The sequence below is a fragment of the Granulibacter bethesdensis CGDNIH1 genome (assembly GCF_000014285.2).
Classification (GTDB): domain Bacteria; phylum Pseudomonadota; class Alphaproteobacteria; order Acetobacterales; family Acetobacteraceae; genus Granulibacter; species Granulibacter bethesdensis.
The window spans coordinates 481,945-497,066 of record NC_008343.2 but is presented as its reverse complement, the minus strand read 5'-3'; the positions used below and the strand labels follow the sequence as shown (position 1 = coordinate 497,066).

Genomic DNA, 15,122 nt, shown 5'->3' with positions numbered 1-15,122 from the left:
TATGACTGACGATTTCGGCACCCAGGCACCCCCACCCGATTCTGCCCCCCGCCGTCCGGCGGGGTTGGGTTTTGTACAGCCCGATCCGTCCGGCCTGCCATCTGAAACAGTGCGCATCACGGCACCCGATCTTGCGCGCCGCGCCTTGATGGACCGTACGCGGGGGCGATTGCTGTTTGCCGCTTTCGGATTTCTGGGTCTTTACACGGCCGTCATGCTGAAGCTGGCAGATGCGACCGTACTCCAGCCGATGCTGCCGCATATCCCGGTCCACACCGCCTATAAATCAGGGGAAGACGAGCATAAATCCGACGCGCCCACCGCCTTTGTGCAGCGCGCGACCATTGTAGACCGGAACAACCAGATTCTGGCGATTTCTCTGCCGACTTCCGAGCTATACGCCAATCCCCGCGAAATGATCGACACGGCGGAAGCGGCTCACAAACTCAAGACCGTGCTGCCGCAACTGGACGAAGACGTCGTGAAGGCACGACTGGCCAGCCAGAAACAGTTCGTCTACATCGCCCGCCAGATTACACCCCGCGATGTGCTGAAGGTGAATGCGCTGGGCATTCCCGGTGTCTATTTCCAGCCTTCGGAAAAGCGGCACTATCCGCTGGGACGCGTGGCGGCCCAGATTCTGGGCGGGGTCGATGTGGATGAACACGGGGTGGCCGGCGTCGAACGCGCTTTCGATGATCGACTGCGCAAGGACACAACGCCGCTGCGCCTGTCCATTGATGTGCGCGTGCAGGCCGTGCTGAGTGAAGAACTCCAGTCCGCCATGACCACCTTCACCGCGATCGGCGCGTGCGGAATCGTGATGGATGTGCGCACCGGCGAAGTCATCGCCATGGTCAGCCTGCCCGATTACGATGCCAACGCCTTCGGCCAGACCGAGGCCAATGATCGATTCAACCGGGCGGTCACCGGCATGTACGAACCGGGATCGACCTTCAAACTGCAAACTGCCGCGCTGGCGCTGGATACCGGCTCTGCCCATCTGTGGGATTATTTCGATGCGGCCAACAACATCCGTATCGGTCGCTTCACGATCACGGATTTCAAAGGCAAGCATCGTGCGCTGGCTTTTCCCGAAGTGCTGGCGTACTCCTCCAATCTCGGTGCCGCACATATGGCGATGACGGCAGGGGCGGAAAAACAGCGCACATGGCTCCGTGCCATGGGTATGTTCCAGCGGATCGGCATTGAATTGCCGGAAGCAGGTCTGCCGATTGTTCCGCCCGCCTCCCGCTGGAAAGAGCTGACCACCATGACGGTGGGTTTCGGCCATGGCATCGCGGTCTCTCCGCTGCATGTCGTGCGGGGAACGGCGACATTGGCCAATGGCGGAATTCTGGTAAAACCGACCATTCTGGCAGCCCCGGAAGATGCTCCGGCCGGGGAAGCCATCGGCACGCGCGTCATGGCACCGGAAACCTCGGCCACCTTGCGCAAGCTGATGCGGCTGGTGGTGACCGCAGGATACGGCAAGGCCGCGGACGTACCTGGGTATTTCGTCGGCGGCAAAACCGGCACGGCGGAAAAAATCGGTGCGCATGGTTATAAAAAACACGCCAATGTCAGCGCCTTCATGAGCGTGTTTCCGATGAATGCGCCGCGCTATGCGGTGTATTTCATGCTCGATGAACCGCACGGCACCAAGGAAACCGGTGGCTACTCCACCGCCGGGCAGGTCAGTGCGCCGGGTGCGGGGCGTGTCATCGCCCGTATCGGGCCGATGCTGGGCCTGATGCCCGCACCGGAGGACAAACGCGCCGCCATTCAGGCCAGTCTGGACATCCCCCTGCAACCCGGCGTCCCTGCGGGCGCACGACGCACCATGGTGTCCTCCGCCGAAGAAAAAGCCAATGCCGCCCGTGAAAAGGCCGCTCTGGCCGCCGAAAAGCGCAGCGCACGTGAGCAAGCCTCTCCGGAGGTCTCAACCCCGACAGAAAGGCAACTCAGGGAGCAGCATATCAAGGATCTGCGCCATCAGGCACGCTTCGACGTACCGGCGGGTCATGATGATGCTGAGTAATCTCCTGGCAGATACTTCCGCAGCCCCGGTCACAAGCCTGACCGGCATGGCGGGCGTTCATATCAGCGGGATTACGGCCGACAGCCGTCAGGTTATGCCCGGCTGGGTCTTTGCCGCTCTGCCCGGCCAGAAAACGGATGGAAGACGCTTTATCGCCGATGCCGTGGAGCGCGGCGCGGCCGCCATTCTGGCACCCGCCGGCACGGCCTGGCCGCCCGGCGTTCCGCCCCGCCCGATGATTCAGGATGCTGAACCGCGCCGATTGCTCGCCTTGATGGCGGCACGGCTGGCCGGAGCACAACCTCACACCATCGCGGCCATCACCGGCACCAACGGGAAAACCAGTACGGCGGATTTTCTGCGGCAGATATGGACTCTGCTGGGTCGTTCTGCTGCCAGCCTCGGCACACTCGGCCTGATCGCGGAAGGCTTTCACCCGCAGGACAGCCTGACCACGCCTGATCCGGTGACACTGGCCCAAACTCTGGCCATGCTGGCACGGGCCGGGATTCAGCATACCGCGCTGGAAGCATCCTCTCACGGTCTGGATCAGTTCCGTCTGGATGGCGTCCGGTTATCGGCTGCCGCTTTCACCAACCTCACCCGCGATCATCTGGATTATCACGGGACCGAAGCCGCCTACCGCACCGCCAAGCTGCGCCTGTTCGCCGATCTGCTGCCCGCTGGCGCGCCTGCCATTGCCTCCCCCACGCTCGATCAGATCACGCTGGAGGCGCTGCGCGGTATTGCGAGACGGCGTGGGTTGAGGCTGATCATTGCGGGTTCGCCAGACTCTCCGCTGCCGCTGCTGGCGATCGAGCCTCATGCCGGGGGACAGTATCTGACCATCCGGGAAGAGGGCACCACACACCGCATCAACGTGCCTCTGCCAGGCCGTTTTCAGGCAGACAACATCATCACCGCCGCCACGATTGCCGCCTCGCTCGGCAAAAGGGGGATTGTGCCTCTGCTGTCACGCCTGACCGGCGTGCGCGGCCGGATGGAGCAGGCCGCCACCCTGCCCAACGGGGCTGCGATCTATGTCGATTACGCTCATACCCCCGACGCTCTGGAGCGTCTGCTGGATGCGTTGCGGCCGCATACCAGCGGAAAGCTGCATGTCGTGTTTGGGGCGGGCGGAGATCGCGATCCCGGCAAAAGACCGCTGATGGGGGAAGCGGCCCGCACCCATGCCGACCGTCTGATCGTGACCGACGACAACCCCCGCTCGGAAAATCCGGCGAAAATACGTGCTGCCATTCTCGCTGCCTGCCCCGATGCCGAGGAAATCGGCGACCGGGCCGAAGCCATTGCCCATGCCATCCGCAGCCTTCAGCCTGGCGATGTGTTGGCCATTGCAGGCAAGGGGCATGAGCAGGGCCAGACCATCGGCAAAACGGTGCATCCTTTCGACGATGTCTCGGTCGCCCGCGCTATCGCCGCTCAGGTGACGTCATGAGCGCACTCTGGACCCGTGAGGCCCTGCTGGCCGCAACCGGCGGCCGCTTCTCCATGCCCTTCGATGCGCATGGCGTCTCGATTGATACCCGCACGCTGGAGCCTGCCGATCTTTTCGTGGCGCTGCAAGGAGACAATGGCGATGGACACGACCATGCCGAGGCGGCCCTGGCGCGGGGTGCGGCAGGTGTTTTAGCCCATCGTGACGGTCCCGGACCACGCCTGCTGGTGAACGATACCATGAGTGCCTTGCAGGCGCTGGGCCGCTTTGCACGCGACCGCTTCCACGGCACCGTCTTCGCCGTAACCGGCAGTGTCGGCAAGACCACGACCAAGGAAATGTTGCGCACCGCGCTGGCTCCATTCGGGCCGGTACATGCGGCCTATGCCTCCTACAACAATCATTGGGGCGTGCCGCTGACCCTCGCCCGACTGCCGGAAAGCGCCCGGAGCTGCGTGGTCGAAATCGGCATGAACCATGCCGGAGAAATCGCACCCCTCGCAGCCCTTGCCCGCCCGCATGTCGCCATCATCACCACGGTCGAACGCTCCCATATCGGTCACCTCGGCAGTATCGAGGCCATCGCCGACGAAAAAGCGGCTCTTTTCTCCGGGCTGGCAGCGGATGGCGTGGCGATCATGCCCGCCGACAGCCCGATGCTGCCGCGCCTGATGGCGCAGGCTGCTCCTCATCGCGTGATGACCTTCGGCACTGACGCCAACAGCATGGTCCGACTGCAACAGATCGAAGCGGCAACGGACAGTTCACGGCTCGATATTGTAGTGCGGGGGCAAAGCCTGTCCTGCACCATCGGCGCACCGGGCCGTCATATGGCCATGAATGCGCTGGCAGCCCTCTCCGCCGTGGATGCGGCAGGGTTTGACCCGCACCCGGCTGCCGCTGCGCTGGAAAATTTCCATGCGCTGGCAGGGCGTGGCGCGAAGCGTTCCATTGCCCTCAATGACGGTCAGGCCGTGTTACTGGATGAAAGCTACAACGCTTCCTCCGCCAGCATTCGTGCCGCTCTGGACGTGCTGAGACTGACCCCGGCCAGCCGGCGCATCGTCGTTCTGGGCGATATTCTCGAATTGGGCGATCAGGCGGTTGCCGAACATGCCGGTCTGGCGCAAGACATCGCCGCCTGTGCCGATCTTGCCTTTACCTGCGGACCCATGATGCGCCACCTGTTCGATGCCCTGCCTGCCTCTGTTCGGGGTGCGCATGAAGCCGATTCTGCCTCCCTCGCCCCGGTGGTGAGCGCCGCTATCCGGGATGGTGATACCATTCTGGTCAAAGGCTCCTTCGGCAGCCGCATGTGCATCGTGACGGCAGCGCTGGATGCCCTGACCCATTCTATCCGCGAGGGAGCACGCTGATGCTGTATGATCTCGCGCATCCGCTGGCAGAGCAGTTCTTTCTGTTCAACCTGTTCCGCTACATCACCTTCCGCTCCGGCGCTGCGTGTATGACGGCGCTGATCGTCAGCTTTCTGCTTGGCCCCGCGCTGATCCGCTGGCTGAAAAGCGTGCAGCGCGGTGGTCAGCCGATCCGCGAGGACGGACCGGAACGCCATCTGCTGGAGAAAAAGGGCACTCCCACCATGGGAGGCGTACTGATCCTCGCCGCCACCGGCATCAGCACCCTGCTCTGGACCGATTTGCGGAACGGCTATGTCTGGGCGGTCCTGCTGCTGACCCTCGGCTATGGCGGGATCGGCTTTGCGGATGATTACCTGAAGCTCAGCAAGCGCAACACCAAGGGGCTGCCCGGTCGCGTCAAGCTGATCGGTCAGGCCGTCATCGGGCTGATAGCAGCGATCTGGATCATGTCGCTGACGCGTGATCCGCTCTCCACCGGATTGGCCATTCCGCTGCTGAAGGACGTGCTGATTCCGCTCGGCTTCGCCTTTCCGCTTTTTGGCATGCTGGTCGCCATGGGGGCCTCCAACGCCGTCAATCTGACCGATGGTCTGGACGGGCTGGCCATTGTCCCCACCATCATAGCCGCCGGTGTATTTGCGCTGATCGCCTATCTGGTCGGCAATCATGTCTTCGCCACCTATCTGCAACTGAACGAGGTCGCAGGCACCGGGGAGCTGACCGTATTCTGCTCCGCCCTGATCGGCGCCGGGCTGGGCTTTCTCTGGTTCAATGCACCACCGGCCCGCGTCTTTATGGGCGATACCGGCAGCCTTGCGCTGGGTGGCGCACTCGGGGGTGTCGCCATCGCCACCAAACACGAAATCGTGCTGGCCATTGTCGGCGGCCTGTTCGTGGTGGAAACCATCTCCGTCATCGTGCAGGTGTTCTGGTACAAGCGCACCGGTCGGCGCGTGTTCCTGATGGCCCCTCTGCATCATCATTTCGAGAAGAAAGGCTGGCCTGAATCCACCATCGTGATCCGCTTCTGGATCGTCTCCTTCATCCTGGCTCTGGCCGGGCTGGCGACGTTGAAAATCCGATGAGCGGCTTTTCCGACAGGCTGCTGCACGGCAAGCGCTACGGCGTGCTCGGGCTTGGCCGGAATGGTCTGCCAGCCGCGCAAGCGCTGGTGGCGATGGGTGCAGATGTCACCGTCTGGGATGACGGCGAGGCCGCTCGGAGCGAAGCCGGCAATGCCGGACTGACTGTCTCCCCCCTTTCGGTCGAGGGGCTGGATGCGCTGATCCTGTCCCCCGGCATTCCACATCGCCTGCCGAAACCACACCCTGTCGCCGTAGCAGCGTTGCTGGCCGGTGTGCCGGTACTGTCGGATGCCGAGCTGTTGTATCAGGCCGTGCGCCTGAGCGGATCCCGCGCCCGTTTCGTCGGCATCACCGGCACCAACGGCAAATCCACCACCACCGCGCTGACCGCGCATATTCTGCGGGAAGCGGGCTGCCCGGTTGCAGCCGGCGGCAATCTGGGGCCTGCCGCGCTGGCGCTGCCCCTGCTGCCTGATAACGGCGTCTATGTGCTGGAGATGTCCAGCTACATGCTGGAACGGTTGCAGACCCTGCGCTTCGATGCCGCCGCCATGCTCAATCTCAGCCCGGATCATATCGACCGCCATGGCGATATGGCGGGTTATGAAACGGCCAAACGGGAGATTTTCCAGCGCCAGACCGGGGCTGATCTCGCTGTCATCGGCATCGACGATCCGCTTTCCGCCGCGATGGCAGAAACGCTCCGGAAAGATGGTCATCCCGCCCGCATAGCCCTGGTTTCAGGGGCGCTCTGCGGCGATACGCAAGCAGAATACGGCATGCAGTTCGGCACCCTGACCGACATGCAGGGACCAATCCTGCCCATGGTGCAGGCTGCCGCGCTGCCGGGGGCGCATAATGCGCAGAATGCGGCGGTAGCGGCGGCAATCACGCTTTTTCTGGGTGTGAAGCGTGAGCAGGTTGCAGCGGGCGTCGCCAGTTTCCCCGGCTTGCCCCACCGTCAGGAACGCATTGCCGAGGCGGATGGCATCCTGTGGATCAATGACAGCAAGGCGACCAATGCGGATTCTACCGCGCGCGCCCTGATCTGCCATGAACGGATCCTCTGGATTGCCGGCGGCATCGCCAAGGAAGGCGGGATCGAGGATCTGGCCCCCTTGCTGCCGCGCGTGACGCATGCGCTGCTGATCGGGCGGGATGCGCCGATATTGGCCGAAACGCTGCGGGCGCATGGTGTTCCGCATACCGATGCCGGTACGCTGGACAACGCCGTCACCATGGCTGCCGCACTGGTGAAGGAAAGTGGCAGTAACATCGTGCTGCTCTCCCCTGCCTGCGCCAGTTTCGACCAGTTCGCGCATTTCGAGGCCCGTGGCGATCATTTCCGCAGCCTGGTGCAGCAGCAGATCGGGGGAGGCGTCTGATGCCGAGCCTGTCCCGCACCGACACATCCCTTTTGGGCCGCTGGTGGTGGACGGTCGATCGCTGGACATTGCTGGCTGTCAGCACGCTGATCGGATTCGGCTATGTCATGATGCTAGCCGCCAGCCCCGCCGTAGCGGAACGCATCGGTGAAAACCGCGATATGTTCATCCTGAAGCAAGTGATCTTTCTGGCGCTTGCATCGGTGACTGTTGTGGCCACCTCACTGCTGACCCCGCGCAATATCCGCAGGCTGGCACTGGTGGCCTGTGCAGGGGCCATCCTGCTCACCGCCATGACACTGGTGCATGGGGTGGAGATCAAGGGGGCCCGACGCTGGATCGCCCTGCCCGGCATGGCCTTGCAGCCCAGCGAATTCCTGAAACCTTCCTTTGCTGTCGTGGCCGCATGGCTGATCGCGGAGGGCAAGCGCAGCCGTGGTTTTCCCGGCACGCTGGTGGCGGTCGGGCTGTTTCTGGTGATGGCCATGCTGCTGAAATCACAGCCGGATATCGGCATGCTGGCGGTGCTGTCCTCCGTGTTTTTCGCCCAGCTTTTCATTGCAGGGCTGAACATGCTGCTGGTGCTGATCGGGGTCGGCGGCTTTGCCGGGGCAGGCTTGGCCGCCTACACATTATTCCCCCATGTGCGTAGCCGCGTGGAGCGCTTTCTGCATCCGCAATCCGGCGACAGCTATCAGGTGGACAAGGCGCTGGAAGCGTTTGGCAATGGTGGCTTGCTGGGGCGCGGCCCCGGCGAAGGCTATGTGAAAAACCAGCTTCCCGATGCCCATGCCGATTTCGTGTTCGCGGTGGCGGGTGAAGAATTCGGCATGGTGCTATGCAGCATCATCGTGCTGATTTTTGCCTTCATCGTCATCAGGCAGTTGCTGCGTCTGATGCGGGAGCAGGATCTGTTCATCGTGCTCGCCTCTGCCGGGCTGGTTACCAGCTTCGGGTTGCAGGCTTTCGTCAACATGGCCTCCACCCTGCATCTGATCCCGACCAAGGGCATGACGCTGCCTTTCGTTTCCTATGGCGGCTCCTCGGTGATCGCGATTTCGCTCGGGATGGGCATGCTGCTGGCCCTGACCCGCACGCGCCATCATGGAGACGTGTCATGAGGCGCGATCAGGCACAGCGCCCGATCATCATCGCCGCAGGCGGTACGGGCGGTCATTTCTTCCCGGCCGAGGCGCTGGCCGCCGAGCTGAAAAGGCGCGGGCGGCAAATTGTGTTGATGACCGATGCTCGCTCCGGCGGACTGACCAGCACCGTATTTGCCGATACGGATCGCTTCGTGCTGCCGGGGGCCGGGATTGCCGGACGCGGCATCCGGCGGGCCGGTCAGGCCGTGATCGCATTGGGGCACGGCGTTGTGAAAGCCGGAGCCTTGCTGCGCAGGCTGGAGGCTGGCTGCATCGTCGGTTTCGGTGGCTATCCCTGCATTCCACCCGTGCTGGGGGCCAGGCTGCGCGCCCGCAACGTCCCGGTCATCCTGCATGAACAGAATGCCGTGCTCGGACGGGCCAACCGGTTGCTGGCCCGCAAAATACACTGTCTGGCGCTCAGCTTCGCCAGCACCAGCCATGTGCCGGCAGGCACCAGAACTCTGGTGACCGGCAATCCGGTCCGGCCCGCCATCGCCGCACTGGCAGGCACGTCCTACACACCGCCCGGCACGGAGGGGGTCATCAATCTGCTGATACTGGGCGGGTCACTCGGTGCACGCGTGTTGAGCGATGTGGTACCTGCCGCTCTCGCGCTGCTACCCCCGGCTCTGCGGCAGCGCATGCGGGTGACTCAGCAATGCCGTGCCGAAGATATCGATCGCGTGCGGATGGCCTATGCGGCCTGCGGAATCGAGGCTATTCTGGCGCCGTTTTTCACCGATGTCGCAACCCTGATCGCAGACGCGCATCTGGTGATCGCCCGGGCTGGAGCCTCCACCGTCGCCGAACTGGCGACAATCGGGCGACCGGCCATCATGGTGCCTCTGCCGGGGGCTATTGATGACCATCAGACCGCCAATGCCCGCATCCTCGTTGATGCGCAGGGCGGCTGGATGATCCGTCAGCCGGATTTCACCCCGGATACGCTGGCGGCCCGCATCGCCGGGCTGCTGGCCGAACCCGGCACCCTTGCCGATGCGGCCCGCAACGCGGCTCGCCTTGGTATGCAAGACGCCGTGGCACGGCTGGCCGACACGGTGGAACAGAGTCTGGATACAGCCCGTGCGCCCCAGGGCGACTTCAAGGGGGAGATTAAGTCATGAGGGCGCTGCCACTGACCATCGGCACGATTCACTTCGTCGGTATCGGCGGCATCGGCATGTCCGGTATCGCAGAAGTGCTGCACAATCTTGGCTATGCCGTGCAGGGAAGCGATATCAGCGACAACCAGAATGTGCGACGGCTACGGGAAGCAGGCATTCAGGTGATGATCGGCCATGATGCCGCCAATCTCGGCACGGCTCAGGTGGTGGTGATTTCCTCCGCAGTCGGGCGTGACAATCCCGAAGTCGCCGCCGCCCGCGCAAAACTGATCCCTGTCGTACGCCGCGCCGAGATGCTGGCCGAGCTGATGCGGCTGAAATGGGCAGTGGCCGTGGGCGGCACCCATGGCAAGACCACCACGACCTCCCTGATCGCCGCGGTGCTTGAAGCGGCCCAGCTTGATCCTACCGTCATCAATGGCGGCATCATCAATGCCTACGGCACCAACACCAGGCTCGGAGCGGGTGAATGGATGGTGGTCGAGGCCGATGAAAGCGATGGCAGCTTTCTGCGTCTGCCTGCCGTCATCGCCGTGGTGACCAACATGGACCCGGAACATCTGGACCATTGGGGCACCGCCGAGGCCATGGAGGCCGGATACCAGCAATTCGTCAGCAATATCCCGTTCTACGGCTTTGCGGTTCTGTGTATCGATCATCCGACTGTGCAGAAAATGATCCCCCAGCTTTCGGATCATCGCATCATCACATACGGGTTCTCGCCGCAGGCCGATGTGCGGGCCGAGCGCATCAACACCGATAAATTCGGCGCGACTTTCGAGGTCGTGATCACCGACCGGCAGACACGCCGCACCCGCCGCACGCCACCGCTGCGCCTGCCCATGCTCGGCGAGCACAATATCGCCAATACGCTGGCCGCTATTGCTGTCGCAGTGGAAATGGGGATTTCCGATTCCGTGCTGCAAAGCGCGTTTGCATCGTTCAAGGGCGTGAAGCGGCGCTTTACGAAAACCGGGGAAACCGGCGGCATCACAATCATCGACGATTACGGCCATCACCCGGTGGAAATTGCTGCCGTGTTACGGGCCGCCCGGCAGGCCGGTGCCCGCGATGTGATCGCGGTGGTACAGCCGCACCGCTACTCCCGTCTTGCCAGTCTGTTCAACGAATTCTGTACCTGCATGAATGATGCTGGTACCGTCATCGTTGCGGATGTCTATAATGCGGGCGAATCTCCGATTGAGGGTGTGGATCGTGACAGTCTGGTCGATGGCCTGCGCACCAGCGGGCACAAAAGTGTTGTACCCCTCCCCGGTCCGGAGCATCTTGCCGAGATGATCCATGCCATAGCACGCCCCGGTGATTTCGTGGTCTGCCTCGGCGCAGGCAACATCACCGCATGGGCTCAGACCCTGCCGGAGGAACTCGCCACGTTACAGGCAAAAAGCAGCAAAATCCGCAGGACAGGGAGCGGAGGATGATCGTTTCGGCGCAGCAGAACCCGGACGTCTTCACCGCCCTGCGCGGGCGGGTGACGCATGCTGCGCCGTTGGCACCGCAAACCTGGTTCCGTGTAGGCGGCCAGGCTGAAACCCTGTTTCGTCCCGCGGACACGGATGATCTGTGCACCCTGCAGCGGCGTGTCAGCAATCTGGTGCCGATGACGATCATCGGCGCGGCCTCCAACCTGATTATCCGGGATGGCGGGCTGCCGGGGATTACCGTCAAACTGGGACGCGGTTTCAACGAGATCACCACCGATGGCGACGGGATGATCGCAGGGGCGGCAGCACTGGATGCGACAGTGGCTGAACATGCAGCGCAGGCAGGTCTGGCCGGGCTGGAATTTCTGTGCGGCATTCCCGGCACAATTGGGGGCGCCATCGCCATGAATGCAGGCGCTTATGGCAGCGACATCGCATCCGTGCTGGACTGGGTGGAACTGGCGCTGGATGGTGACATCGCCCGGCTGGAAGCGTCCCGCCTGTCGCTGTCATATCGCCATGCCGCGCTGCCACCGGGCTGTGCCGTAGTACGGGCGCGCCTGCGAACCCGACCGGGCAATACCGCCGACATCATCGCCCGCATGCAGGATATACGCGCCGCCCGGGATGCCGCCCAGCCGGTGAGGGCGCGTACCGGCGGCTCCACATTCCGCAATCCGGACGGACAAAAAGCGTGGGAGCTGATCGACGCAGCCGGCTGCCGCGGTCTGAGCCGCGGCGGTGCGCAGGTCAGTGAAAAGCATTGCAACTTCCTGCTGAACACGGGCGAAGCCACCGCCGCCGATCTGGAGGCGCTGGGCGAAGAAATCCGGCAACGGGTGCAGGCTAGTTGTGGCACGACCCTCCATTGGGAAATCAAACGGATCGGAATTCCGTTCCATCATCCGGAGTGTCAGTCATGAGCATCAGACGCGTTGTGGTCCTGTATGGCGGCATCTCCGAAGAACGGGCCGTCAGCCTCATCTCCGGTCAACAGGTCGTCGCCGCCCTGCGTGAAGCAGGCTATGAGGTCACCCCGATCGAAGTCGGGGCTGATCTGCGCGATACCATCGCCGCCCTGACGCCCGCGCCGGATGTCGTGTTCAACGCGCTCCATGGCCGTTTCGGCGAGGATGGCGCCATTCAGGGTGTGCTCGACTGGCTCAACATTCCCTATACCCATTCCGGGGTTCGCGCTTCCGCCATTGCGATGGACAAGGCCGCCGCACGCACCGCCTTTCTGGCCGCTGGTCTACCGGTTGCCGAAGGCAGGCTGGTCACGGTGGAGGAACTGGCGGAACAGGATCCGCTTCCACGCCCCTTCGTGATCAAGCCGGCCAATGAAGGCTCGGCGGTGGGCGTGCATATCCTGCATGAAGGCGATAACCGGCGCACGGAAATTGCCCGCAGCTGGAGCTTCGGCGGACAGGCGCTGGTCGAGGAATATATCCCCGGCCGCGAACTGACCGTGGGTGTGCTGAATGATCGCGCCCTGACGGTCACGGATATCAGGCCGCGCTCCGCCTTCTATGACTATGAATCCAAATATGCTGAAGGTGGCTCCCGCCATATCCTGCCCGCCCAGATGCACCCGGATGCATTCAAGCGGGCGCTGGATGTGGCTCTGGCCGCGCATCATGCGCTGGGATGCCGGGGCGCGACCCGTTCGGATTTCCGCTATGACGATACACGCGCCGAGCCGGGGCGGCTGGTGCTGCTGGAGGTCAACACCCAGCCAGGTCTGACGCCGACCTCCCTGCTGCCGGAACAGGCAGCCCTGATGGGGATGGACTTCGTCTCCCTGTGCCGATGGATGGTGGAGCAGGCAACATGTCGCGCGTGACCCAGACGCGCGAACGGCGCGCATCCTCTTCCAAAAATCAGCGCATACAGGACCGGCCTGCCCGCATGACCATCCTGCTGCGGCGGCAACGCAGGCTGCTGCGCCCGCTGGGCTGGGGCGTGCTGGGAATCAGCGCCGTCGTGGGAATCGGCGTGCTGCTGCATGTCGCAGCACCACAGCCCAATATCAACGGGAACGGAGCCTCCGCCACATTGGCCAGCCTGCGCAAAACACTGGGGGAGCATACGGCCACCCTTGGCATGCGCATTCAGGATATCGTGATCGAAGGCCGTTCCAACACGCCGGAGCCGCTGCTGAATGCGGCGCTTGGGGTGCGTAAAGGCGATCCCCTGCTTGGTTTCTCGGTCGCTGAAGCCCGGCAGCGCATCGAAACCCTGTCCTGGGTTGAAAACGCATCGGTAGAGCGGCGATTGCCCGGTACCATCGTGGTCAAGCTGACCGAACGCCGTCCCTTCGCCATCTGGCAGAATCAGGGCAAATTCGTGCTGATCGACCGGGATGGTCAGATCGTGGCCGATCAGGATGTCGCCACCTTCCGCACCCTGCCGCTGGTGGTCGGAGCGGGCGCCCCTGCCGCCGCAACCACGTTGCTGGATGCGCTGAAAACCGAGCCGGAGGTGAAAGCCCACGTCATCGCCGCCGTCCGGGTCAATGGGCGCCGCTGGAATCTCCGGCTCCAGAACGGAACCGACGTGCTGCTGCCGGAGGATCATCCGCTGGAGGCTATCAAACGTCTGGCGGCCCTTCATAAGGAGCATGAACTGCTCGACCGGCCCCTGCAATCGGTAGATCTTCGACTGCCTGACCGCATGGTGCTGCGTCCCCGTTCCGAGGCGATCACGGAAAAACCCGCAATCCGGACCGTGCGGAGACAGACGTGAGCGACAGCGCCCGCCATCTGCACCAGCCCTCGGCTGGTCCTGAAACACTGCCACGGAATCGCCACTTCCGTAGCGGACCGTTTGGCGTGCTCGATATCGGAACCACCAAGATTGCCTGCGTGATCGGTCGTGCCGAGGCCGACGGCACCCTGCGTGTGTTGGGCTTCGGCTGGCAGAAAGGACGGGGCGTGCGCGGCGGCGGCGTGACCGATCTGGATGAAGCCGAACGCGCTATTCGCGCGGCGGTCGGTCAGGCCGAGGATATGGCCGATACGCGGCTGCGCAGTGTCACTGTCAACCTCTCCTGCGGTCAGCCGGAGAGCAGGCTGTTCAACGTGCAGTGGCCCGTGGGCGGCAGACCGGTGACCGATGCCGATATCCGCCGCGTGGTGCAGGAAGGACGCTCCCGCGCGATGACGGAAGGACGGGAAACGCTCCATGCGATACCGCTCAATTTTGCCGTGGATGAAATGGGGGGGGTGGCCGATCCCAGAGGCATGCACTGCGATACACTGACCGCACGGCTGCATGTGATCGACGCCACCAACACCGCGCTGCGTAATCTCAGCGCCTGCATCGGCCGGTGCGATCTGGACATTGCCGAACTGGTGTCCGCACCGATGGCGGCGTCCATGTCCACCCTGGTGGATGATGAGCGTGAACTGGGGGCCACCGTCATTGATATGGGCGGCGGGACCACGGGAATGGCTGTTTTTGCAGAAGGACAGGTGCTGCATACCGCCCAGCTGCCGATTGGCGGCGTGCATGTCACCAACGACATTGCCCGCCTGCTGTCCACCACGGTCGCGCATGCCGAACGGCTGAAAACGCTGTATGGCAGTACGCAAGCCTCCCCCGACGATGAGAGGGAAATGCTGCCGGTTCCTCTGGTCGGGGAAGACGAAGAACACATTACGAAGGTGCCGCGCAGCACCATCGTCTCCATTATCAAGCCCCGGCTCGAAGAAACGTTCGAGCTGGTGCGTGAAAGGCTGGAAAGCTCAGGCCTGGGTCGTGCCTCCGGTGCCCGTGTCGTGCTGACGGGCGGCGCAAGCCAGCTTTCCGGCGTTCGGGAAATGGCGGCTGCCATCCTGAACAAGCAAGTAAGACAGGGCAGGCCCCATAATCTCCGTGGCCTGCCCGATAATGCATCCGGCCCCGCCTTCGCCACCGCAGCCGGGCTGCTCGCCTGGGCCGCCGGGCAGGGTCGCAGCATGCATGATCTCGATCTTGAGGCGGAGCGCCCGACCGGTCTGGTGCGCCGCTTCGTCAATTTTCTGAAGGAGCGGGTCTGATGCCTGTTCCTGTCAC

12 protein-coding genes are annotated in these 15,122 nt (G+C 63.4%); all 12 read left to right on the top strand.

Annotated elements, in window-relative coordinates; genetic code table 11:
* Position 1 precedes the first annotated feature (1 nt).
* The 12 genes from GBCGDNIH1_RS14600 to ftsA are packed head-to-tail and all read left to right on the top strand — an operon-like array spanning position 2 to position 15,106.
* Entirely contained in the window at positions 2–2,041 is a 2,040-nt protein-coding gene (locus GBCGDNIH1_RS14600) for a peptidoglycan D,D-transpeptidase FtsI family protein (protein WP_025318179.1), read from the top strand.
* A complete protein-coding gene (locus GBCGDNIH1_RS14595) occupies positions 2,028–3,500 on the top strand; it encodes a UDP-N-acetylmuramoyl-L-alanyl-D-glutamate--2,6-diaminopimelate ligase (RefSeq protein ID WP_080504531.1) in 1,473 nt (490 codons plus the stop codon). The genes GBCGDNIH1_RS14600 and GBCGDNIH1_RS14595 overlap by 14 nt, the downstream gene beginning before the upstream one ends.
* Positions 3,497–4,876, top strand: coding sequence for a UDP-N-acetylmuramoyl-tripeptide--D-alanyl-D-alanine ligase (gene murF / locus GBCGDNIH1_RS14590; RefSeq protein ID WP_011631141.1), 1,380 nt, complete (start codon positions 3,497–3,499; stop codon positions 4,874–4,876). The genes GBCGDNIH1_RS14595 and murF overlap by 4 nt, the downstream gene beginning before the upstream one ends.
* Positions 4,876–5,964, top strand: a complete 1,089-nt coding sequence (gene mraY, locus GBCGDNIH1_RS14585) for a phospho-N-acetylmuramoyl-pentapeptide-transferase (protein ID WP_011631140.1) — start codon at positions 4,876–4,878, stop codon at positions 5,962–5,964. The genes murF and mraY overlap by 1 nt, the downstream gene beginning before the upstream one ends.
* Positions 5,961–7,349 carry a UDP-N-acetylmuramoyl-L-alanine--D-glutamate ligase gene (gene murD / locus GBCGDNIH1_RS14580; RefSeq protein WP_011631139.1) on the top strand — a complete coding sequence of 463 codons (1,389 nt, stop codon included), beginning with the start codon at positions 5,961–5,963 and terminating at the stop codon, positions 7,347–7,349. The genes mraY and murD overlap by 4 nt, the downstream gene beginning before the upstream one ends.
* A complete protein-coding gene (locus tag GBCGDNIH1_RS14575) occupies positions 7,349–8,470 on the top strand; it encodes an FtsW/RodA/SpoVE family cell cycle protein (protein ID WP_011631138.1) in 1,122 nt (373 codons plus the stop codon). Before murD ends, GBCGDNIH1_RS14575 begins: the two co-directional genes overlap by 1 nt.
* Positions 8,467–9,621, top strand: coding sequence for an undecaprenyldiphospho-muramoylpentapeptide beta-N-acetylglucosaminyltransferase (gene murG, locus GBCGDNIH1_RS14570; RefSeq protein ID WP_011631137.1), 1,155 nt, complete (start codon positions 8,467–8,469; stop codon positions 9,619–9,621). The genes GBCGDNIH1_RS14575 and murG overlap by 4 nt, the downstream gene beginning before the upstream one ends.
* Positions 9,618–11,063, top strand: coding sequence for a UDP-N-acetylmuramate--L-alanine ligase (gene murC / locus GBCGDNIH1_RS14565; protein ID WP_011631136.1), 1,446 nt, complete (start codon positions 9,618–9,620; stop codon positions 11,061–11,063). Before murG ends, murC begins: the two co-directional genes overlap by 4 nt.
* Entirely contained in the window at positions 11,060–11,989 is a 930-nt protein-coding gene (gene murB / locus GBCGDNIH1_RS14560) for a UDP-N-acetylmuramate dehydrogenase (protein ID WP_011631135.1), read from the top strand. The genes murC and murB overlap by 4 nt, the downstream gene beginning before the upstream one ends.
* On the top strand, positions 11,986–12,909 hold the full coding sequence (locus tag GBCGDNIH1_RS14555; RefSeq protein WP_011631134.1) for a D-alanine--D-alanine ligase: 924 nt from the start codon (positions 11,986–11,988) through the stop codon (positions 12,907–12,909). The genes murB and GBCGDNIH1_RS14555 overlap by 4 nt, the downstream gene beginning before the upstream one ends.
* Entirely contained in the window at positions 12,897–13,811 is a 915-nt protein-coding gene (locus GBCGDNIH1_RS14550; protein ID WP_011631133.1) for a cell division protein FtsQ/DivIB, read from the top strand. Before GBCGDNIH1_RS14555 ends, GBCGDNIH1_RS14550 begins: the two co-directional genes overlap by 13 nt.
* Positions 13,808–15,106 (top strand): cell division protein FtsA, encoded by a 1,299-nt coding sequence (gene ftsA / locus GBCGDNIH1_RS14545; RefSeq protein WP_011631132.1) that lies wholly within the window; start codon positions 13,808–13,810, stop codon positions 15,104–15,106. Before GBCGDNIH1_RS14550 ends, ftsA begins: the two co-directional genes overlap by 4 nt.
* Positions 15,107–15,122 lie beyond the last annotated feature (16 nt).